The organism is Novosphingobium lentum NBRC 107847, from assembly GCF_001590965.1.
GTDB lineage: Bacteria > Pseudomonadota > Alphaproteobacteria > Sphingomonadales > Sphingomonadaceae > Novosphingobium > Novosphingobium lentum.
Genome location: NZ_BCTW01000004.1, coordinates 126,231 through 146,648, shown reverse-complemented (window position 1 = coordinate 146,648; position 20,418 = coordinate 126,231). Strand labels below are relative to the sequence as shown.

Below are 20,418 nucleotides of genomic sequence, written 5' to 3'. Positions count from 1 at the left end.
GCATCCTATCGCCCAAGCAGCGACTGCGGGAGTTCCGGTGCAAGCCTTTCAATTCGAAAACCTGGCGACCCGCGTCCGCTTCGGCAGCGGCAGCCTGCTGCACTTGCGTGAGGAAGTGGCCCGGCTGGGCGCAACGCGGGTGATCGTGCTGACCACGCCCCAGCAGATTTCGCTCGCCGACCGGGCCGAACACTTGCTCGGCGATGTGGCCGTCGCCCGCTTCACCGATGCCGCCATGCACACGCCGCAGGCGGTGACGCAGTTGGCGCTTGAACGAGTGCGCGAGGCCGGGGTGGATGGCATCGTGTCGCTGGGCGGCGGATCGACGATCGGGCTGGGCAAGGCCATCGCACTGCGCACCGGCCTGCCCCATATCACCGTGCCGACGACGTATGCCGGTTCGGAAATGACCCCGATCCTGGGCGAAACCGATGCCGGGCGCAAAGTGACGCAGCGCCAGCCCGTCATTCAGCCCCGCGCGGTGCTCTACGACGTCGATCTGACTCTCAGCCTGCCGATTGCGGCGTCGGTCACCTCCGGCCTCAACGCCATCGCCCATGCGGTCGAGGCGCTTTATGCCGCCGAGGGCAATCCGATCACGTCGATGCTGGCCGAAGCGGGCATCCGCAGCTTTGCCCAGGCGCTTCCCCGCCTGCACACGGACCCGGCGGACCGCGATGCGCGCGAACAGGCGCTGTATGGCGCGTGGCTGTGCGGCACCTGCCTCGGCCAGGTCGGCATGGCCCTGCATCACAAGTTGTGCCACACGCTGGGCGGGACGTTCGGCCTGCCGCATGCCGAGACGCACAGCGTCGTCCTGCCCCATGCCATTGCCTATAACGCGGTGGCCAGCGTTGCCATGGACCGGATCGCACGCGCGCTGGGCACCGATCAAGCCCCGGCATTGGCGCTGTTCGAACTTGGCCAGCAACTGGGCGCACCTGCTGCGCTGCGCGATCTGGGCATGCCGGAAGCGGGGATTGCGCAAGCCGCCGATCTTGCCGCGGCCAATCCCTATCCCAATCCCCGCCCCATCGAACGTGATGCCCTCGAGGCGCTGCTGCGCCGCGCCTGGGCGGGATCGCCGCCGCTTGCCTGAGGACCTATGATGCGTGAATTCGACGAAAGCAGCATTACCGATGCCGTGGTAGCCAGGATGGCCGGTTCACGCAGCGAGCGGACGCGCCAGATCAGCGAGGCGCTGGTCCGTCATCTGCATGCCTTCGTGCGCGAAATCCGCCCCTCCCCCGCAGAATGGGAAGCCGGCATCGGTTTCCTGACGGCGACCGGCCAGAAATGCGATGACCAGCGTCAAGAATTCATCCTGCTGTCCGATACGCTGGGCGTGTCCACCCTGGTCGACGCGATCAACAATCCGGTCAGTGGCGATGTGACCGAAACGACGGTGTTCGGCCCATTCTACGTGCCCCCGCCCGAGTTCGGCCATGGTGACGACATCGGCACCGCGATCGAGGGGCTGCCGATGCTGGTCTCGGGCCGGGTGCGCAAGGCCAGCGGCGCGGCAGCATCCGGCGCAATCGTCGATGTGTGGCATTCCGACGAAGCCGGCTTCTACGACGTCCAGCAGATGGACAAGACCGGCGGTCTGGCTGGTCGCGGCCGCTTTACTGCCGATGCGGACGGGGCCTTTCATTTCTGGACGCGCCGCCCCGCTGCCTATCCGATCCCGACCGATGGACCGGTGGGTGCCATGCTGGCGGCGCAAGGCCGCCATCCGTGGCGCCCGGAACATATCCATTTCAAGATCACCGCGCCCGGCTGCCGGCCGCTGGTGACCCATGTCTTTGCGCAAGGGGACGTCTATCTCGATTCCGATGTCGTGTTCGGAGTCAAGGAATCGCTGATCCAGCCTTATGTCATCCACCCCAGCGGCGACGTGGCGCAAGGCCGGACCATGTCGGGCACATGGGTATCGCTCGATCACACTTTCGTGCTGGATGACCAACGGCAGGCATGAAGCCTCGTCTGCCGCCCTGGCGCCCTGCCGCATGGTGCGGCAGCGGCGCGCGGTCAATTCAGCCGGGCAACGCGATATTGCTGCGGGGTCAGGCTGGTGGCGCGGCGAAAGGCGGAGGAAAAGCTGGACGAGCTTTGAAATCCGCAACGAAACGCGATTTCCTTGATCAGCAGCCGTTCCTCGCACAACAGGCGCATCGCCCGCGTGATACGCACTTGCGCCGCGTATTCGCTCACTGTCTCGCCGGTCGAAGCGCGGAACAAGCGCGAGAAATGACGCACGCTCATCCCCTCGTTCCGGGCGAGCTGGGCGACGGTAATCGGGTTCGAAGCGTCCTCGTCCTCCAGACTTTCGCGAATCCGGCGCAACTCGTTGTGGCTCAGCCCGCCCTCGCCTTCGACCGGCGCATCGTCCTTGTCGAGCACGTCGAAATGCCGGCGCAGTTCTACCGCCAGCGCGGTGCACAGTGATTCGATGAGCAGGCTGCTGGCAAACTGCGGTTCCAGCGCTTCGGAGACGAGGCGCATCATCGTGCCGCGAATGATCCCGTTGTCGATACTCAGGCTGGCGACCAGCTTGCGATCACCCCAATCGAAATCGAACAGATCGGACACGCTGGCCGGATCGAACACGCAGCACATCGAACGGCGAGCGCCGCGATCCCAGCGGCTGTGCAAGGTGTAGCCCGGCGGCATGAACAGAATATCGCCCACCCGGCGCGATTCCGGCCGCGACAGTTCCAGAAAGGAGCAATCCAGACTGGCCTTGCGACGCGACAGCACGATATCGATGATCGGCGTATCGGGCTTGAACAAGGCTTCGCACGGCTCGTCCCAGCTATAGCGGTTGATCTGGATCACGCTCGACGGGCTACGCGCCTCGCATTCGACCGTTCCGGCCAAGCTGCTGGGCTTGGGCAGGCAATCAACAATCATCTCACTCTCCCGGATGGGCTTGGCCCACACCTTTATATTTTGCCGGGATTGATGGCACAAAGATTCCTGAAAGGGCAACCACGATTGCTGTCGCGGGCACGCCAATCTAGAGAAAAACCGCAAGGTTGTGGGTGCCGATCGTGGACTGATCGGCGATTATCTTGCGATCTCGCAGCAACGGCGTGCCATCGGCGGCAAACCGGACGCGGTCGAACCTTTCGGCCGTCAAGATGTCCGTGCGGTAATCATCGTCTGCCGAGCGGACGAGGAGCAGCGAACTGGTGACATCGAAAACATCGGGCGTGGCCCCTTGCCAGACGCGTACCCCGGTCACGAAACGCCGGGCACGAGTTGGAGGATCGGCGGCCCATGCCTGGGTTTCCACAAAGCGCCGGATGCGAAAGGCGATCGACAGATAGTCTTCATCGAAGTGCATCGTTGCCGTCTCGAAGCTCTCGCCGCTATGGCGTTTGCGCGTGACGCAGACCGGCATGCGATAGACGATGGCCTGATCCAGCATGGCTTTCCAGCCGATCAAGTCGTCGCGATCGAGGACCGATGCCTCCTCCCACAGGAAATCGAGCACTTCCATGTAACGCGGCTCGGTCGCGCGCAGGCGGCGCCCCGCGCCGAAAGCCGGCACGCTTGCATCCGATGGCTGGTCTGGGTTCAAGGTTTCGGTCACCGGTCCGCCGCTCCACTCTGGCACTCAGTTGCTCATCACTTCGGCATAACGCTTCCACCAGGCCCATTGCGCGTCATCCCGGCTGAAACCGGCATGGACATCGCCGCCGCCATGAAAATCGTCCGGCTTCACAATGCCAACCTGTGCCTGGTACTTGCCGGTAAGCTTGCGGCCGATGGGTCCTTGCACGGATTTCTGGATGCCCTGCCATGCCTCGGCGTCGTCCTGTTCGATATAACCGCTGATCCCGAAGTTGCGCACCGTCGTGCGTTTGGTTTTCTCGCGCAATTCCTCGGGCGCGTCCTTTTCCACGAGAATCCAGGTCAGCATCTCGAACAGGTCGGGCGCGCGCGGGATCCAGGTGCGCGCGACCATGACCGGCCCGTGGCTGCCGTCTTCAGACCCGCTGACGCTCATCAGGGTGAAAAAATCGGTGCCCGGAAACAGCCCCATCACCAGCGGCGGTGTATCGGCGATCAGCGCGATCTGGCCGTCCGACAGGTTCTGCCCGAATTCCTTGACCATCTCCGGATTGGCACCCGGCGGCGGAATCGCGGTCAACCGCTGCTCGGCCGTGGATTCTGCGGAAAGGCCTTCGAAATTATAGGCCAGGCGCATGTCGATGCAGCGCAGCGTGTGACCGCCCGGCGTGCTCACGTTGATCCCGATCAGGCCCCAGGACGCGGGATCGTTGGGATTGTGCCCCAGCGTGCCCATATCACCGGCTGACTGGTGCAGCGCACGAGCATGATAGCCATCGGCCAATTGCTCGGCGAGCAGCTTCCAGTTGGCGCGCATGATGTGGCGCTGCGGCGGTCCGACCACCTCCAGCCCGCGATTGGTCCGCTCCAGCGCGGCCTGAAGATACCAGGCGAAATCACCGAGATAGTCCTGAAAACTCTCCGCGTCGTGATCCCAGTTCGCAAAGATCATGCCGGCCAGCATACCGGTCTTGGCGGTGACCAGCCCCAGATCGTCGGCATCGCGGCGCAACTGGTCGCCGTACATCTGCTTTTCGAACGGTGCCGCCATGAAGCGGCCCTCCTTGCTGAACGCCCAGCCATGATAGGGGCACTTGAAATTCGCTGCCCGGCCCTTTTCCTCGCGGCACAGCGCCATGCCGCGATGCGAGCAGGCATTGAGCAAGACCGAAATCCGGCCATCGTCACCACGCACGACGAGGCATGAATCCTGCCCCATGTAACGGCGCACGAAATCGCCGGGATTGGGAATTTCGCTTTCGTGCGCGACGGGCAGCCAGGACTTTGCGAAAATCCGTTCCATCTCCAGCTCGAAGATTTCGGCATCGTGGTGCACGCGCAACTGCACTTCGCGCTTATCGTGATTGAACAGGTCGCGGACCAGCGTTCCATCTTTCAGACGTGGCATCGTCCCTCCGTCCCCAGCCGCATCGCTCGCCGTCATGCCATGCTCCATACGATCACGTGAGCGAAACCTGCTCACCGCGCTTCATCTGTTCGAAAATCTTCAGGACGTGCGGGGCAGACCAATACAGTTCGGTGTAGCAGCCGAGTTGGTCCACCGTATCGAAATAGGCCCACACGCCGGTATTCTCGATCTCGCCGCCCATTGCCAGCGGTGCGCCCTGCGCCACGAAGCTGGCCGCCGCGGCGTCGTATTCGGCGCGCGTATCCAGTCGGAACCCAAGATGATGCAGGCTGGGACCACGGGTGTCGAGCCAGTCCTTGTAGATGCTCCGCCCGTCATCATGCTGGCACAGCTCCACCTGCAGATCGCCGACATAGGCATAAGCGCAGCTGAACTGGTAATCGCCCGGCGTGCCGCGATAGGCCTTGTTGATCTGGCCATCGGCCAGATTGCGCCAGACATTCCAATTCGAAATGCCATACAGCCCGCCGAATTTTTCCTGCGCAGGCTCCAGCCGGTCGACCACGAACGCGACCTGATCGAACTGCTTGCCTACAAACCGCGCCGCCGCATCGGACATCTTCATTCTCCATGACGGGGGTCTGACGCCCCCATGGTTGGGGGCGGGCGATCCTTGCAGAACCACTCGCCCCCACCGGATTTACGTTTAGGGCCGGACTTACTTGTAAGGGTCGACCGGCTGCTTGTCCTTGGGGATCACGCCGATATCGATCAGCATGGTCAGCACGTCCGAGATGGAATAGATGTTGATGATCTTGTCGTCCTTGAAGGTCAGCACCGAGAACCAGTGGACGTTGATCTTCTGGCCGACCGGCGGGATACCCATGTAGGGTCCGCCCGTCTGCTCGCCCTGATGGTTGCAGAACACGCAGATCTTGTCCTCGCCCTTGCCGTAGACTTCCAGCACGCGATAGACCGAGGGCGGAAAGGTCTTGTACAGCGCGACCGGTGAGGTCTTCCACTGCACATACGGCCCCAGATCCAGACGGTTGGGATTGCTGTAGGTCATGTCGGGATGGAAAAATTCGTCCATCTTGACGAAATCGCCGACATTGAAGGCCTGATCGAACAGATCCATCCAGTGATTGGCCATCTTGGCCTGTTTGTCCGTCAACCCTTGCACCAGTTGCGTGCGCCGTTCCGGCGTGTGGTTGAACAATTCCTTGTCGATCATTGCTGTGCATCCTCTCGCGTGAATAGGGTCTGGGTCGTGCCTCAGTACATGAACGGCGGAACGACACCGGGGGGCAGGCCCACCAGCGACCGGCCATAGACTTCATGGCCGACCGAGGGGATATTGCCGAAATGGCGCGCGACCATGTTGAAGTCCCGCCAGTACCGGGCGGCGACATTCGCATTGTTGAACGCCGCTGAACCCGCGACATTCATCAGTGAATGCACCGCCTCGCCCAGGATCTGCACGGCATAGTTGGCCTGCGCCTTGTTGCGGGCTCGCTCGCGCTCGGTCAGTCCGCGCAAGGCCAGCGCCGCCGCGTCGATCACGCCGGTGGAATCCTCGATCAGCAAACGCGCCGCATCGATCTTGATCGCCGCCTCGCCGATATCCCTGACAATCACCTGGGAATCGATCTGGCGGGCATAGACGGTGCCGACCATGGGCTTGATCTGGGCCGTTTCGCTGACCGCAGCCAGCAGTCCCTCGGCTGCGCCGAGCGGCGTGCCGGTCATCGTGCGGTGGACGAAGGCCATCTGCGCAAAATAGTCCGAAGCCGCGCCGTAATGGCGCTTGCCCGGCTCGACGAAGTTGTACGACCTGGCCGCATGGACGACGCGGTTTTCCGGCACGAACACGTCCTTGGCCACCGCGGTGTCGGACCCTGTGCCCTGCAGCCCGGTGACGTACCAGGTATCCTCGATGGTCAGCTCGTCGGTGGGGATGTAGCAGAAATTTCCCGGCACTGCGGTGCCGTCGGGATGCACGATCTTGATGCCCCACTGGCTCCACTGGGTATGCCGGATCGCCGAGGCATAGGGCCAGGCGCCGGTCACGCGATAACCGCCTTCGACCGGCGTTGCGGTGCCCGGGGGATTGAACGCGCCGGCGATGCGCGGCACGCCATCGGCGAATATTTCATCCTGCAGCGCATCGGGCCCGATCGAGGTGACCCAAGTGGTGCCGTTGATGATCTGCGATACCCAGGCCACGGAAGGATCGCCCTTGGCCAGTTCGGCGCCCATGCGCGTCAGCGCGGTGGCCGAAGCGCCGCGCCCGCCAAGCCGCTTGGGGACGGCGACCGCCCACAAGTCGGCGGCGGTCAGCGCGTCAATCACCCGTTTGGAGGGATAGCGCTGGATATCGCCGTTGCGAGCCTCGGAGCGCAGCAGTTCCCGCAAGCCGATCGCGGCCTGGATCGCATCTTCACCGGCCTGTTCGTCAAAGCCGAAGGTATCGGTCGAAACGGCTGCCGCTGGCGCAGTTTTAAGCATCAATGCCTCTCAAGGTCGGTAGATAGGCCGGGATGCGAGGCTCCCGGTCGATCCTATTATTGGCTGGCCTGATTTCTGTGCAATCCCGGCCAGCGTAGTAGATCGGCCATCGGTGTAGGGCAGCGGACGGGTTATCATTTCGCCGCAACTCAAGGCCGATTCCAGACCAGCGGCAACGTCTCGGGCTGGATGATCGGCCCCAGCGTGGACACGATGGTCGCGCCCGGCTCGATCCGGAATTGCGGGATCGCCGCCAGCACTTCCTCCAGCGCGCAATGCATCTCGCGGCGGGCCAGATGCATCCCCACGCAGCGGTGCGGCCCGAAGGCAAACGCTTCATGTTGCGGCCCGCGATCGAATCGGATTTCGTGGGGATTGTCATATTTGCCCTCGTCGCGACAGGCCAGTGTGGTGCTGAGCGCCACCCGGTCGCCGGGCATCACCCGCGCGCCATTGATCACCACTTCGCGCGTGCAGATGCGGAAAGTGGTGACCGCCGCATAGGCGCGCAGCAACTCCTCGGTCGCCAGCGGAATCCGATCGGGATGGGCTCGCAGCGTCGCCTGATGATCGGGGTTTTCGGCCAGATGCCGGAAATGCAGCGCGATGTTGGTCGATACCGTATCGAGCCCGCCGGTGTAGAAATTGAACGCCATGCCGACCTGCTCGTCGCGGCTCAGTGCGCGATCCGCCAGCCGGGCACTGGCGATGAAGCTGATGAAATCGTCGCGCGGATTTTTGGCGCTTTCGTCCAGTTTCACCAGCAGGTAATCGCGCACCGACCGTGTCGCGGCGGCGATCTTCATCACATCGGGTTCATGCAGCAGGCCCATTTCCCAGGTGAGCAGCTGATCGACATCCTCGTGCGGCAGGCCCATCAGTTCCAGGAACACCGCGATGGGAAATTTGAACGCGAATTCGCTCATGAATTCGCAATAGCCCCGGTCCTTGAACAGCGAAATGTAGTGGCGGGCGTAATTGCGCACTTTGGCATCCAGCGCGATCATCCGCGCGGGCGACAGCAGCGGGTTCAGCAGCGCGCGCAAGGGGCCGTGTTCGGGCGGATCGTATTCGACCGGCACCTGATACCAGCTGTCGCCGATCAGCCCGCTGAAACTGGCCCAGCCGCGCGCGGTGAAATTGTCGGTGTCCTTGAACAGGCGCCGGACGTCGGCGGCGCGGCGGAACACCCAGGCCGCATCGCCCGTCGGCACCGCACCGGGGGCATAAAACGCATCGGGCCACGACGCGACCTCGGGGATGATCCGGTCGAACGGGTTTTCGGTGGTCTTGCGCGAGACGATCAGCGGATAATCGAACACCAGTTCGGGTGGCACGTGATCCGGGATGGCGGGCCGGGGTGGTGCGACGATGCTGTCGTTCATCTGATCAACTCCGGTTGAAGTCGCGCTCATCTGTTGGCGCCCATGGCGTGACGCGCGGCCAGATAGCCGAACGTCATCGCCGGTCCCAAGGTTGCCCCACCGCCGGGATAGGACCGCACCATCGGCGAGGCGACGAGGTTGCCGGTGGCATAAAGGCCCGCGATCGGCTTGCCCGCCTGATCGACCACCATGCCTTGCGTATCGGTGACCAGTCCGCCGTTCGTGCCGATATCACCGGGATAGATGCGCAAGGCATGGAACGGCCCTTTGGCCACGGTGGCCAGCGCGGAATTCTTGGGCAACCGTGGATCGCCGAACAGCGAATCGTAGAAATTCTCGCCGCGGTGAAAATCCTCGTCCCGCCCGCGTTCGACATGCGCGTTGAAGCGCGCCACCGTCTGTTCCAGCACGGCCGGATCCAGCCCCAGCTTGCGCGCGAGGCCGCCAATCGTGGCATCGCGAAACAGGATCGAGCGGACCGCCCTGGGCAGCATCCACACCGGCAGCATCGGCATCACCGGGCCCATCGGGTAACGCCACTTGAACACCGCATCGAAGATCACGAACGACGGCGAAGTGCCCGCGCCCGGACGGTCGTTGTCGACCATCGCCTGCCCGGCCAGATGATAATCGGTCGACTCGTTCATGTAGCGCTGGCCGGCCTGGTTGACGATGATCGCGCCAGGCAGCGAGCGTTCGATGAACAGCGGCCGCGCGCGATCTTCGCCCGGCACATGCACCGCCGGTGCCCGCCAGGCCGAATCCAGCCGGTCCGTTGCCGCGCCCACCGCCATCGCCGCGACCAGCGCGTCGCCGGTGTTGCAGGGCTGCGATCCGCTCCAGTCAGGATTGGGCGATGCCTTGAGATATTTGCCGCGCAGTTCCTTGCTGCGTTCAAACCCGCCTGCGGCTAGAATAACCCCGCGCCGTGCGCCGATGGCCACCTGCCGCCCGCCTTGTTCTGCAATCACCCCGATGATCCGCCCGTCCCCATCGCGTACCAGTTCGCGCAAGGCCGTCCCGGTCCGGATCACCACACCGCGCTTGTCGAGCGACAGCTTGAGCCGCCCGATCAGCGCATTGCCCCCGGTCAGATAGCGCGAACGCGACGATTTCAATCGCTGGCCGACGTCGGAATAATAGCGCCACAAGGTGCTCGCCATCGCCTTCATCCAGCCCGGCGTGCGGGTGATCAGCTTGGATGCCTCGGCGGTATTCCAGACATATTTGCCGAACAGCATGTTGGACGGGTGGGTGCGCTGCATCCGTTCCAGGTCATCACCCAGCACCCGCCCGTCGAGCGGTTCGACATCGTGATTGCGATAACCTTTTTTACCGCCGGTGCGGTGGCTCTGGTAATCGGGATAGGGGATCGCGTTATACTGCACATCGCTATGCTGCATCATGTAGCGCAGCATTTCGCGCGCCTGTGTTACATACGTGCGGATGAGATCGTCCGATCCTTCCTCGCCCGCCACGTCCTTCACATACGCAAAGGCTTCCTCGACGCTGTCCTGCGCGCCGGCCTGTTCCGCCAGATAGCTGGCCGGGATCCACAGGACGCCGCCCGACGTCGCCGAAGTGCCGCCGAACAGTTCACCCTTTTCGATAACGATCACTTGCGCGTGGTTGTCGGCGGCCACCACCGCCGCTGTCAGCCCGCCAGCGCCCGATCCGACGACCAACACATCGCATTCGTGATCCCACACCTGTCCGGCCATTGCCCGCGCTCTCCCGTCATGGCGCGGGCATTCCCTTGGGGAACTTGTCCGTCGCGCAATTTCGGGGCCGATTAAGACGCCGGGCCGGGTGTGCTGCAACTGCCGAACGCCCCGATCTTCGCTCAACGACAGCAATGTCCGATCAAAGCCACATTGCGGAACCGGACCGGCGCCTCACGGCGTGGCGCTCTGCCCGCCATCGATCGAGATCGCCTGGCCGGTGACATAGGACGAGCGTCCCGAGCACAGCCACGCTGCCAGTTCGGCAACTTCCTTCGCCGTGCCGATCCGCCCCATCGGCGCGTTGATGATCTGCGAAAAATCGGTGCCGGCCGCCGCCAATGCGGCAATCGGCGGCGTGTCGATCACGCCCGGACAGATGGCGTTGGCCCGGATTCCGCGCGACGCATATTCCACCGCCACCGTCTTGGTAAGATTGATCACCGCCGCCTTGGACGCGCCATAGCCACCCAGCATCGGCGTGCCGTGCGTACCCGAGTTTGATGCGGTGTTGACGATCGCTCCGCCACCCGCCTTGACCATGTGGCGCAATTCCGCCTGCATCGACAGCAGCGTGCCGGTGGCGGTAATAGCCATTGTGCGCTCCCACACGGCCAGCGGCAGTTCTTCGACCGGGTGCAGCGGATGCGCCACGCCGACATTGTTGAACGCAGCATCCAGCCGGCCCAGCCAGGCGACCGCGTCATCCACCATCCGGTCGACCTGGACCGGGTCGGACGTGTCCACCGCAAGCGCGATGGCAGAGCCGCCAACGGCTTCGATGGATTCAACCACCGCTTGTGCGGCGGCGAGGTCGATGTCGGCGACAGCAACGCGAGCGCCATAACCGGCGAACAGTTCTGCCGCTGCCCGCCCGATGCCGCTGGCACCGCCCGTGATCAGAATGCCCAATCCTTCAAGCATGACGGTCTCTCCCTGAATGCGCCGCACCCCGGCATGCGGGCGCTTGATTGCGCGCGGGACGTTCGTCCACAGCCCACAGCCGTTGTCAATCGGGGCCGGCAGACGGTTCCCCGCGATGTTACGTCGGCGCGATGCTTGTCCGCCAGGCGACATCGAATGCCAAAGGAGCGGCCAGGCAAATCATGCTAGGCGCGGCCGTGCCAAACGCGCGCGATGGGAATGGACGATGGCATCGAAGATCTACGAAAGCCCCGCAGCCGCGCTGGACGGCCTGCTGTTTGACGGGATGACGATCATGTCGGGCGGCTTTGGCCTGACCGGCAATCCCGAGAGTCTGATCCCTGAAATCCGGGCAGCAGGGGTACGCGGGCTGATCGTCATTTCGAACAACGCCGGCGCCGATGGCTTTGGCCTGTGGATGCTGCTGCAAAGCCGCCAGATCGCGAAAATGATTTCCTCGTACATCGGCGACAACAAGCTGTTCGAAGCGCAATACCTCTCGGGCGAGCTGGAACTGGAACTCAGCCCGCAAGGCACGCTGGCCGAACGGATCCGGGCCGGTGGCGCCGGCATCCCGGCGTTCTATACCAGGACCGGGGTGGGAACGGTGGTGGCCAAGGGCAAGCCGGTAGAAACCTTCGACGGCGAAGTGTACGTTCGCGAAAACTGGCTGAAGGCCGACCTCGCCATCATCAAGGCGTGGCGGGCAGACCCGGCGGGCAACCTGATGTTCCGCAAGACCGCACGCAATTTCAACCCCGTCATGGCCACCGCTGCCACGGTGACGGTGGTGGAGGCAGAGGAAATCGTCGCCGAGGGCGATCTCGATCCCGATCACATCCACACGCCCGGCATCTACGTGCACCGCATCGTGCGATCGACCGTCAACGAGAAGCGCATCGAGAACCGGACCGTGCGGCAGCGGGCGACGGGGTGATCCGCACAACGGTGCGACCGTTCACATCGCGGTGATGCCGCCATCGACGACCAGTTCGGCACCGGTCATGTAGCTGCTGTCATCGCTGGCCAGAAAGGCAATGACGCCGGCGATTTCGCCGGGTCTGGCCATGCGGCCGATCGGCACGCACTGTTCGGTCATGGCGACCAGCGCGTCGCTGTCGATCCCCGACTGCGCTGCGACCCGCGACAGGCCGTTGCGGAGCATGCCGGTGTCGACATACCCCGGATGCACGCTGTTGGCGCGGATCGGCACGCCGGCTTTCGCGAATTCCACCGCGATCGATTTGGTGAACAGACGCACCGCGCCCTTGGCCGTGCTGTAGGCCGATGTATTGGGCAGTGCGACCAGCCCCATCATCGAACTGACGTTGACGATGCTGGACCCACAAGGTGTCAGACCGCCCGTTTGCGCCAGCAGCGGCTGGAAGGTCTTGACCCCCAGAAACCCGCTTTCCACGTTCATCGCCATCATCCGGCGCCACTCTGCCAGATCCATGTCCTGCACCGGAGATGAGGTTTCTGCGCCGACATTGTTTACCAGTATGTCCAACCGACCGTAATCGCGCATCACACGGTCTCGCGCGGCCTGCCACGCGGTCTCGCTCGTGGCATCGAGCTGCAGGTACCGTGCGCCCGGCAAATCATCGGATATGGCCAGCGCTGCATCCCCGTGCGGATCATCGACGTCCGAGACAACGACGGAGGCGCCGTCGGCATGCAGCCGATCGACCACCGCCCTGCCGATCCCGCGCAGCGATCCGGTGACCAGCGCCACGCGCCCGGCGAGACGTGTCATGGTATCCTCTCCCAGCAACTTTCGCGTCAGCGGTGTCGCATCAGCTCTGGCGCAGTTGGTAAGACCAACTGACAACGGTCCAAATGATAATATCGTTTCAGACAGGACAAATGTATATCTAACAAGACAAAATTGCCGATTCTTCGCCTATCATGCCCATCATTATGAAATTTGCGTAACTATAAAGTTCCACATATCGAAAGTGGACCCTCAAGATCCAAGCGTTTGGTAAATTGCTCTGACCGGACAATTGATGATACGGTAGGACAAGCTCTTTCATACGCCCCTGCTTTGTGTTCCCTAACCGCTTCCCGCAAGCGAAACCAACCAATTGGTCTGAGCGGAAGAGGAGAGGGCTTATGCGTTTTCATTCAGTTATCTGTAGATCCATGCTCGGAGCAGCAACCATCATCGGCGCGCCGGGCCTCGCCCATGCCGGAGCCGCGACCGCCGCGACGGCGGAGGCCGATCCCAACGACCAGGGCCTGAAAGACATCGTGGTGACGGCCCGACGGTCCTCGGAAAACCAGCAGCGCACCCCTGTGGCCGTGACGGCGGTATCGGCGGCGCAGATTCAGGAAAAGCAGATCGTCCGCCTGGGCGATCTCACCCGCACCACGCCGGGTTTTGCCTCGCTCGGCGGCGGCACCGCCGGCCCGCTGGTCGCGAACTTCTCGATCCGCGGCCAGAGCCAGGCGAACCCGGGTTCGGGCAACGATTCGCCTGTCGGCATCTACATCGATGGCGTCTATCAGGCGCGGCCCATCCTGGGGAACTCGGGCGTACTGGATCTGGCCAGCGCCGAGGTCCTGCGCGGACCGCAGGGCACGCTGTTTGGCCGCAACACCACCGGCGGCGCGATCAACATCACCACCCAGGCGCCCAAGGATGCGTTCGAAGGCTACCTCAAGCTGGGCTATGGCAATTACGCGCATTATTCGGCGGAAGGCGTGGTCAACATTCCGCTGAGCGAAACCGTCGCCACGCGGTTTGCCGGCCGCTATGAAAAACGCGACGGCTACGTCCAGAACCTGACGACCGGGATGCGCGAAAACGACATCAAGGGCAACTATCAGGGCCGCGCCTCGCTGCTGTGGCATCCCGATAGCCTGCCGATCAAGCTTCTGATCAGTGGCGACTTCACCGATTATCGGGACAATGGCCTCGCCTCGGTCCAGATTTCGGACGATTTCGGCCTGGGCAAGACATTCTTCGGAACCTCGCTCGTCAACACCAAGGACGATTTCTACAAGAGCTACAGCCGCACCGTGGGTGCCGGTTCGTACGTCAACACCGTACTGCACGTTCCCGTCGGCACCGGGGCGAGCGGCAACCCGGCCATCGATCAGGCCGGCGACAAAGTGGTGTCCAAGGGCATCAACGCCAACCTCGATATCGATTTTGGCGCTGTGCATGTAAAGTCGATCACCGCCTATCGCACCGACCGCAGCACCAGCAACGTCGATATTGACGGCAGCCCGGCACGCGGCGTCAGCTTCTCCAGCGACTACGGCAACAAGCAATTCAGCCAGGAAATCCAGGCGTCGGGGAAGCTCGGGGAACTGGACTGGATCGTGGGCGCCATCTATTTTCAGGAAAGCGGCAAGGAAGACACCGTTTCGGACCAGCAATTCTTCGGCGGCAACCCCTTCCCGTTTGCGCGGGATTCAACCGATTACAAATCGCTTTCGCGCGGCATTTTCGCCCAGCTGAACTACCATGTGACCAGCAATCTGCGGGTCACGGGCGGCATTCGCTACACATGGGACAGCCGCGACGCGGTACGCCATGGCCGCAATGGCGGCGTCTTGCCCGATTTCAGCGACTCCGCCTGCGCCGTGGTTTCCGGGTTTGTGCCCACGCCAACCGTGCGCGATCCGGCTGGTGGCTGCAACGACGCGCGCGGCGGCAAGTTCTCCTACCCTGCGTGGTTGGCCAGCGTCGACTATCAGGTCAGCCCGGTGACCTTCGTCTATCTCAAGACCAGCGGCGCCTCGCTGGCCGGCGGCATCAACTTCCGCGCGACAGCCCCCGGCCTGGAATCGATCGGCCCGGAAACTGTGCGCGATATCGAAGCCGGAGTGAAGACCGACCTGTTTGACCGGCATGTCCGGCTGAACCTGTCGGCCTTCCATATCTGGCGCAGCTCGCTGCAGGAAAACGTCAACCCGATCATCGCTGGTCGCACCACCCAGTTCCAGATCAACGCGGGCAACGCGCGCCAGTATGGTGGCGAACTGGAATCCACGATCCTACCGTGGGAGGGCATGGAACTGACTGGAAACGTTGCCTACCTCCATTCGAAATACGTGGCCGGCAGTTTTCTGGCGCCCACCGGCGTTGCCGCCACGCCGTTCTATGACCGCAGCGGAGAGCCGGTTCCCGAAGCGCCCAGGTGGACCTGGTCGATCGGCGCGACGCAGACTGCGGACGTGCCGGGCGGCAAGATCTCGCTGCACGCCGATTATTCGCATATTTCGACGTTCGCCTTCTACGCCAACAGCTTCAACCCGACCAATCCCGCGCTCACACCCGCGCTGATTTCGCGGCTCAACGATCTTGGCCTGGTGAAGGGCCACGACAACATGAATGCGCGCCTCACCTACAATCTCGCCCACCCCGACATCGAACTCGCTGTGTGGGGCCAGAACCTGACGCAGGTAAAATACTACGATGCGCCGTTCACCGGGCTTTACCAGCTGGTCGGCATTGCCACATCCAGCATCAGCGCACCGCGCACTTATGGGGTGACCGCAACGTACAGATTCTGACGTTCTTTCTTCCGGCGATAATCGACCCCCATCGGCTGCGAGACAGCCGGTGGGGTTTTGCATGTCTTCGGGCGTAAAAGGCGGTCAGCAGATTTTGGGCGCCGGCACGTGACTGACGGGATGGCGTGGACGGCCCCTGCACCAGCGTCGCAGTGCAATGATGCGGCCGGTGCCCGAGCGTGGCCGGTGCACAGTCGGCTTCAGCTGCCGACAGTACGCTCCACGTGAGGGACAAGGTGCCGGGACGCCAAGGAAGGGGCTCAACGATCCTGGGTCTCGCGAGTGGTGCGGCTGAACTTCCCGGCTCCGCAGCTGACCGAGCCGACCCGTGGCATCGGTGATCCATCTTTGGTCTCCTGAAAGTACCACGATTTTCGACCGAACGTGCCACGATCTCGCCCCTCCGATTCGGTGGATGGGCCTGGACGGGCAAGGACGGGCGAGGCCGAACCTGTCTGCTAAGCATCGGTAATCAGGAGGAAGCCATCCCCATTGTCCATTTCGGACCACTGAGAACAGGTCCGTGGCGGAGCGGGAGGGATTCGAACCCTCGATACGCTTTTGGCGTATACTCACTTTCCAGGCGAGCGCCTTCGACCACTCGGCCACCGCTCCGCATGCTCTGGAAGGCGTGCCCGTAGCGGCATGGCTGCGTCAGCGCAAGGTGGGCTTCCGCAAGCCGCGCTTCCCTTGCGCGGCGCGGTTTGGCACAAGGTGGGGATGATCAGGACCTTGCTGGCGCCCTTCGCGCTTGTTGCCGCCGCGCTGCCTGCCGCGGCGTCCGAAGCCCCGCCGCCCTCACCGGCTGCGACACCGGCCAAACCCGCGCTTGCCCCGAGCGAGATCGTGGCGGGTGCGCCGGCTTCGGACTGGGTGGGAATGGCGCCAGCGGACTTGCTGGTGATGGAACTGGCGCCCGACGCCAAGGGCCGCACGCGCCGCGTGGTGATCCAGCTGATGCCGCCGCCGTTCTCCCAAGGCTGGATCGGCAATATCCGCAAGCTGGCCGCCGCGCACTGGTGGGACGGGACGAGCGTGAACCGCGTGCAGGACAATTACGTCGCGCAGTGGGGCGATGCCGATGGCGAGGACAAGGCGAAGGCCAAGGCGTTGCCGACGGGGTTGGTGAAGGTGCCGGAGAGTCAGTATATCTCGTTCTCAGCACATCAGATTTATTACACGGTTCGCACACTAGTCACTCCTTCCAGAATCAGACCGAAAGATGCCTACGCGCCGATAAGTACTTTTGTTCGAGGCTGGCCAGTTGGCGTCAATGACAGCGGCTATCGATTTAGAGGGAAGATTCCGCGTGGCGTCGTCGCGGACCCGCCTCCCCCGCCATCACTATGGCCCATCCACTGCTACGGCATGGTCGGCGTGGGGCGCGATCTGTCGCCCGATACCGGCTCGGGCGCCGAACTCTACAGCGTGATCGGCACGCCGCCGCGCCATCTCGATCGCAATATCGCACTGGTGGGCCGCGTGATCGAGGGGATCGAACACTTGTCCTCGCTGCCGCGCGGGACCGAGGTGCTGGGATTCTACAAGACGGCTGACGAGCGCACGCCGATCCGCTCGATCCGGCTGGCGTCCGAACTGCCCGCTGCCGAGCAGCCGCGCTTCGAGTACCTGTCGACCGAGAGCGCCAGCTTCGCCCGCTATGCCGATGCGCGGGCCAACCGGCGCGATCCGTTTTTCATCCGGCCCGCAGGTGGTGCGGACATCTGCAATGTGCCGGTGCCGGTGCGGCGGGCGAAGTGATGGCCCGATCCTTCGACAAGCTCAGGACGAGCGGAAATGGGGATGAACAAGACGTCGTAACCCACACCGGCCCGCTGTGGCGCTGGACCAGCCCGGGTGCGCCGGCAGCGTGGCACTTCCTGACCGTCGACGGTGCGGCGGGCGAGGCCCTGTCCGCCACCGCGCTGATGCGGCGGCTGGAAGGGCTGGCGCGCGGGTTCGGCTCGCTCAAGGTCACCGCCACGATCGGCGACACACGGTTTTCCACCTCGGTGTTCCCGTCGAAGGACGAAGGCTGGATGCTGCCGGTCAAGGCCGCGGTGCGCAAGGCCGAGGGGATCGGCGAGGGGGATATGGTAGCGGTGATGCTGGAGGTTTAGCGGTCTTGGCGGTCGGGGTCCGCCGAAACTCACCTGCGCGCCCGCGAAGGCCGGGGCCTCGGGCGGGGCAAGTCAACCGCGCATACCTGCCTGAGGTCCCCGCCTTCGCGGGGACGCATGGTGCCATGACGCCCTAAATCCGGTCCGCCTGCGCCACCGCGTCGCTTCCCCGCAATGCGCTGACGATGCGCGTGAGGTGGGCCAGGTCGCGCACTTCGAGGTCGACCTCATAGGTGTGGAACGGGTCGTCGCGCTGGGTCATTTCCAGGTTGACGACGTTGGCGTGGTTGAGCGCGAAGATGCCGGCCATTTCGGCCAGCGTGCCCGGGCGGTTGTAAAGTTCGGCGCGCAAGTGGCCGACCGCGCCGTCGGTGCGCGCGTCCCACGACAGGTCGATCCAGTCGGCATCCACGCCGCTGGCCAGCGTCATGCAGTCGATCGAATGGACTTCCACGCCCTTGCCCGCCTGGCGCAAGCCGACGATACGATCGCCCGGCACCGGATGACAGCATGTCGCCAGCTGGAACGCCATGCCCGGGGTCAGCCCGCGCACCGCGATCGCGCGGCGCTGCTTGGGCCATTGATCCTCGTCGGGCAGCCCTTCGGCGCTGCCGGGGACGAGCGCTTCCATCACTTGCCGGTCGTCGATCTTGGCCGATCCGATCGCAACCATCAGGTCTTCCTCGTCGGTCAGCTTCAGGCGCTTCAGCGCTTCCTTCAGCGCTTTCTTGCCGATCTTGCCCGGCAGCCGCTCGACGATCTCCTCGTACAATCGCTGACCGATGGCGGCGATGTCGGCGCGTTCCTTCATCCGCACCGAACGGCGGATCGCGGCGCGCGCCTTGCCGGTGACGACGAAGCCCAGCCACGACAGCTGCGGTTCGGACGTGCGGCTGCGGATGATCTCCACCACGTCGCCGTTGCCCAGCTGCGTACGCAGCGGCACATGGCGGCCGTTGATCTTGGCCCCCACTGCCTGCGCGCCGAGATCGGTGTGCACGGCAAACGCGAAGTCGATCGGCGTCGCCCCCTTGGGCAGCTGGAACAGCGAGCCCTTGGGGGTGAACGCGAAGATGCGATCGGCATAGATCGCCAGCTTGGTGTGTTCGAGCAGTTCCTCGGCATCATGGCTGGCGTCGAGGATTTCGAGCAGATCGCGCACCCAGCCGACTTGCCCGTCGGGCTGTACCCCGCCCTGCTTGTAGGCCCAGTGCGCGGCGAGCCCGTATTCGTTGGTGCGGTGCATCTCGTGCGTCTTGATCTGCACTTCGACGCGCATCGAATTGCGATAGATCAGCGCAGTGTGGAGCGAGCGGTAGCCGTTCATCTTGGGCGTGGAGACGTAGTCCTTGAACCGCCCGGGGATCATCTGCCAGGTCTGGTGCAGCACGCCCAGCGCCTTGTAGCAGTCCGCCGCACTGTCGGTCAGCACGCGGAAGGCCATGATGTCGGTGATCTGTTCGAAGCTGACGTGGCGTTCGGCCATCTTCTTCCAGATCGAGTACGGGTGCTTCTCACGCCCCGAAACTTCCACTTTCAGCCCCGCCTCGGCCAGCGCCTTCTTCACTTCCAGCGCGATGGCATCGACCTGCCCGCCCTCGTCGCTGCGGATCGCGGCGAGCCGCCCGGTGATGGTGGCATACGCCTCGGGCTCGAGCTGTTCGAACGCGAGCAGCTGCATCTCGCGCATGTATTCGTACATGCCCACGCGCTCGGCCAGCGGGGCGTAGATATCCATCGTCTCGCGCGCGATGCGCTTGCGCTTGTCGGTGCTCTTGATGAAATGCAGCGTGCGCATGTTGTGCAGCCGGTCCGCCAGTTTGACCAGCAGCACGCGCAAGTCCTCGCTCATCGCCAGCAGGAACTTGCGCAGGTTTTCCGCCGCGCGCTCGTTCTCGGTCAGCGTCTCGATCTTCGACAGCTTGGTCACGCCATCGACCAGCCGCGCCACGTCGGGGCCGAACAATCGCTCGATCTCCTCGATCGTGGCGAGCGTGTCCTCCACCGTATCGTGGAGCAGCGCGGTGACGACGGTGTCCTGGTCGAGCTTCAGCTCGGTCATCAGGCCCGCCACTTCGACCGGATGGCTGAAGTACGGATCGCCCGATGCGCGCTTCTGCGTGCCGTGGCGCTGGACGGTATAGACATAGGCGCGGTTCAGCACCGCCTCGTCCGCGTCCGGATCGTAGGCGAGCACGCGTTCGACAAGTTCGTACTGGCGCAGCATCTTGGGCCTAGATGGGCAGACCTGACGCGCAAGGGCAAGAGGCGATGCGTTCGGATGC

General features: G+C 63.7%; 17 protein-coding genes and 1 tRNA gene. 6 read left to right on the top strand and 12 right to left on the bottom strand.

Annotated features, from left to right (window positions below):
• Positions 1 to 37 precede the first annotated feature (37 nt).
• Both NL2_RS04685 and NL2_RS04680 read left to right on the top strand, forming a co-directional pair.
• Entirely contained in the window at positions 38 to 1,099 is a 1,062-nt protein-coding gene (locus tag NL2_RS04685; RefSeq protein ID WP_245647571.1) for a maleylacetate reductase, read from the top strand.
• Between the two features lie 9 nt (positions 1,100 to 1,108).
• Entirely contained in the window at positions 1,109 to 1,978 is an 870-nt protein-coding gene (locus tag NL2_RS04680; RefSeq protein WP_068072563.1) for a dioxygenase family protein, read from the top strand.
• Positions 1,979 to 2,031: 53 nt separating this feature from the next.
• Here the strand turns inward: NL2_RS04680 and NL2_RS04675 are convergent, their stop codons facing one another.
• From NL2_RS04675 to NL2_RS04635, 9 genes are all read right to left on the bottom strand, one after another.
• On the bottom strand, positions 2,032 to 2,913 hold the full coding sequence (locus tag NL2_RS04675; RefSeq protein ID WP_084355865.1) for an AraC family transcriptional regulator: 882 nt from the start codon (positions 2,911 to 2,913) through the stop codon (positions 2,032 to 2,034).
• 106 nt (positions 2,914 to 3,019) lie between these two features.
• Positions 3,020 to 3,598 carry an aromatic-ring-hydroxylating dioxygenase subunit beta gene (locus NL2_RS04670; RefSeq protein ID WP_068072261.1) on the bottom strand — a complete coding sequence of 193 codons (579 nt, stop codon included), beginning with the start codon at positions 3,596 to 3,598 and terminating at the stop codon, positions 3,020 to 3,022.
• A gap of 24 nt (positions 3,599 to 3,622) precedes the next feature.
• A complete protein-coding gene (locus NL2_RS04665) occupies positions 3,623 to 4,987 on the bottom strand; it encodes an aromatic ring-hydroxylating oxygenase subunit alpha (protein ID WP_169799464.1) in 1,365 nt (454 codons plus the stop codon).
• Between the two features lie 52 nt (positions 4,988 to 5,039).
• Entirely contained in the window at positions 5,040 to 5,573 is a 534-nt protein-coding gene (locus tag NL2_RS04660; RefSeq protein ID WP_068072254.1) for a VOC family protein, read from the bottom strand.
• Positions 5,574 to 5,666: 93 nt separating this feature from the next.
• Positions 5,667 to 6,182: an ester cyclase gene (locus tag NL2_RS04655; protein WP_068072251.1), complete on the bottom strand. Its 516-nt coding sequence runs from the start codon at positions 6,180 to 6,182 to the stop codon at positions 5,667 to 5,669.
• Positions 6,183 to 6,223: 41 nt separating this feature from the next.
• Positions 6,224 to 7,456 carry an acyl-CoA dehydrogenase family protein gene (locus NL2_RS04650; protein WP_068072249.1) on the bottom strand — a complete coding sequence of 411 codons (1,233 nt, stop codon included), beginning with the start codon at positions 7,454 to 7,456 and terminating at the stop codon, positions 6,224 to 6,226.
• Positions 7,457 to 7,605: 149 nt separating this feature from the next.
• On the bottom strand, positions 7,606 to 8,841 hold the full coding sequence (locus NL2_RS04645; RefSeq protein ID WP_245647570.1) for a cytochrome P450: 1,236 nt from the start codon (positions 8,839 to 8,841) through the stop codon (positions 7,606 to 7,608).
• A 26-nt stretch (positions 8,842 to 8,867) separates the two neighbouring features.
• Positions 8,868 to 10,562 carry an FAD-dependent oxidoreductase gene (locus NL2_RS04640; protein WP_068072247.1) on the bottom strand — a complete coding sequence of 565 codons (1,695 nt, stop codon included), beginning with the start codon at positions 10,560 to 10,562 and terminating at the stop codon, positions 8,868 to 8,870.
• A 174-nt stretch (positions 10,563 to 10,736) separates the two neighbouring features.
• On the bottom strand, positions 10,737 to 11,486 hold the full coding sequence (locus tag NL2_RS04635) for an SDR family NAD(P)-dependent oxidoreductase (RefSeq protein ID WP_068072244.1): 750 nt from the start codon (positions 11,484 to 11,486) through the stop codon (positions 10,737 to 10,739).
• Between the two features lie 226 nt (positions 11,487 to 11,712).
• Between NL2_RS04635 and NL2_RS04630 the strand changes: the two genes are divergently transcribed.
• A complete protein-coding gene (locus tag NL2_RS04630) occupies positions 11,713 to 12,423 on the top strand; it encodes a CoA transferase subunit A (RefSeq protein WP_068072238.1) in 711 nt (236 codons plus the stop codon).
• A 21-nt stretch (positions 12,424 to 12,444) separates the two neighbouring features.
• Here NL2_RS04630 and NL2_RS04625 read toward each other — a convergent pair whose 3' ends face one another.
• Positions 12,445 to 13,242, bottom strand: a complete 798-nt coding sequence (locus tag NL2_RS04625) for an SDR family NAD(P)-dependent oxidoreductase (protein WP_068072236.1) — start codon at positions 13,240 to 13,242, stop codon at positions 12,445 to 12,447.
• Positions 13,243 to 13,631: 389 nt separating this feature from the next.
• Here NL2_RS04625 and NL2_RS04620 point away from each other — a divergent pair, with 389 nt between their 5' ends.
• The gene (locus tag NL2_RS04620; RefSeq protein WP_068072231.1) at positions 13,632 to 16,013 is read left to right on the top strand and encodes a TonB-dependent receptor; all 2,382 of its coding nucleotides are present in this window, start codon (positions 13,632 to 13,634) and stop codon (positions 16,011 to 16,013) included.
• 524 nt (positions 16,014 to 16,537) lie between these two features.
• Here NL2_RS04620 and NL2_RS04615 read toward each other — a convergent pair.
• A tRNA-Ser gene (locus NL2_RS04615) sits at positions 16,538 to 16,628 on the bottom strand.
• Between the two features lie 105 nt (positions 16,629 to 16,733).
• Between NL2_RS04615 and NL2_RS04610 the strand changes: the two genes are divergently transcribed.
• Both NL2_RS04610 and NL2_RS04605 read left to right on the top strand, forming a co-directional pair.
• On the top strand, positions 16,734 to 17,774 hold the full coding sequence (locus tag NL2_RS04610) for a peptidylprolyl isomerase (protein WP_068072228.1): 1,041 nt from the start codon (positions 16,734 to 16,736) through the stop codon (positions 17,772 to 17,774).
• Complete coding sequence (locus NL2_RS04605; RefSeq protein ID WP_068072224.1) at positions 17,774 to 18,133, top strand: DUF1905 domain-containing protein; 360 nt, start codon at positions 17,774 to 17,776, stop codon at positions 18,131 to 18,133. The genes NL2_RS04610 and NL2_RS04605 overlap by 1 nt, the downstream gene beginning before the upstream one ends.
• A 133-nt stretch (positions 18,134 to 18,266) precedes the next feature.
• On the opposite strand, the gene NL2_RS04600 is transcribed toward NL2_RS04605, so the two are convergent.
• Positions 18,267 to 20,360: a RelA/SpoT family protein gene (locus tag NL2_RS04600; RefSeq protein ID WP_068072221.1), complete on the bottom strand. Its 2,094-nt coding sequence runs from the start codon at positions 20,358 to 20,360 to the stop codon at positions 18,267 to 18,269.
• Positions 20,361 to 20,418 lie beyond the last annotated feature (58 nt).

Excerpts from the sequence above, each read along its gene's own strand:
- NL2_RS04680 (WP_068072563.1), top strand. The coding sequence starts at position 1,109 with ATGCGTGAATTCGACGAAAGCAGCATTACCGATGCCGTGGTAGCCAGG.
- NL2_RS04675 (WP_084355865.1), bottom strand. The coding sequence starts at position 2,913 with ATGATTGTTGATTGCCTGCCCAAGCCCAGCAGCTTGGCCGGAACGGTC.
- NL2_RS04665 (WP_169799464.1), bottom strand. The coding sequence starts at position 4,987 with ATGCCACGTCTGAAAGATGGAACGCTGGTCCGCGACCTGTTCAATCAC.
- NL2_RS04660 (WP_068072254.1), bottom strand. The coding sequence starts at position 5,573 with ATGAAGATGTCCGATGCGGCGGCGCGGTTTGTAGGCAAGCAGTTCGAT.
- NL2_RS04655 (WP_068072251.1), bottom strand. The coding sequence starts at position 6,182 with ATGATCGACAAGGAATTGTTCAACCACACGCCGGAACGGCGCACGCAA.
- NL2_RS04650 (WP_068072249.1), bottom strand. The coding sequence starts at position 7,456 with ATGCTTAAAACTGCGCCAGCGGCAGCCGTTTCGACCGATACCTTCGGC.
- NL2_RS04645 (WP_245647570.1), bottom strand. The coding sequence starts at position 8,841 with ATGAACGACAGCATCGTCGCACCACCCCGGCCCGCCATCCCGGATCAC.
- NL2_RS04640 (WP_068072247.1), bottom strand. The coding sequence starts at position 10,562 with ATGGCCGGACAGGTGTGGGATCACGAATGCGATGTGTTGGTCGTCGGA.
- NL2_RS04635 (WP_068072244.1), bottom strand. The coding sequence starts at position 11,486 with ATGCTTGAAGGATTGGGCATTCTGATCACGGGCGGTGCCAGCGGCATC.
- NL2_RS04630 (WP_068072238.1), top strand. The coding sequence starts at position 11,713 with ATGGCATCGAAGATCTACGAAAGCCCCGCAGCCGCGCTGGACGGCCTG.
- NL2_RS04625 (WP_068072236.1), bottom strand. The coding sequence starts at position 13,242 with ATGACACGTCTCGCCGGGCGCGTGGCGCTGGTCACCGGATCGCTGCGC.
- NL2_RS04620 (WP_068072231.1), top strand. The coding sequence starts at position 13,632 with ATGCTCGGAGCAGCAACCATCATCGGCGCGCCGGGCCTCGCCCATGCC.
- NL2_RS04610 (WP_068072228.1), top strand. The coding sequence starts at position 16,734 with ATGATCAGGACCTTGCTGGCGCCCTTCGCGCTTGTTGCCGCCGCGCTG.
- NL2_RS04605 (WP_068072224.1), top strand. The coding sequence starts at position 17,774 with ATGGCCCGATCCTTCGACAAGCTCAGGACGAGCGGAAATGGGGATGAA.
- NL2_RS04600 (WP_068072221.1), bottom strand. The coding sequence starts at position 20,360 with ATGCTGCGCCAGTACGAACTTGTCGAACGCGTGCTCGCCTACGATCCG.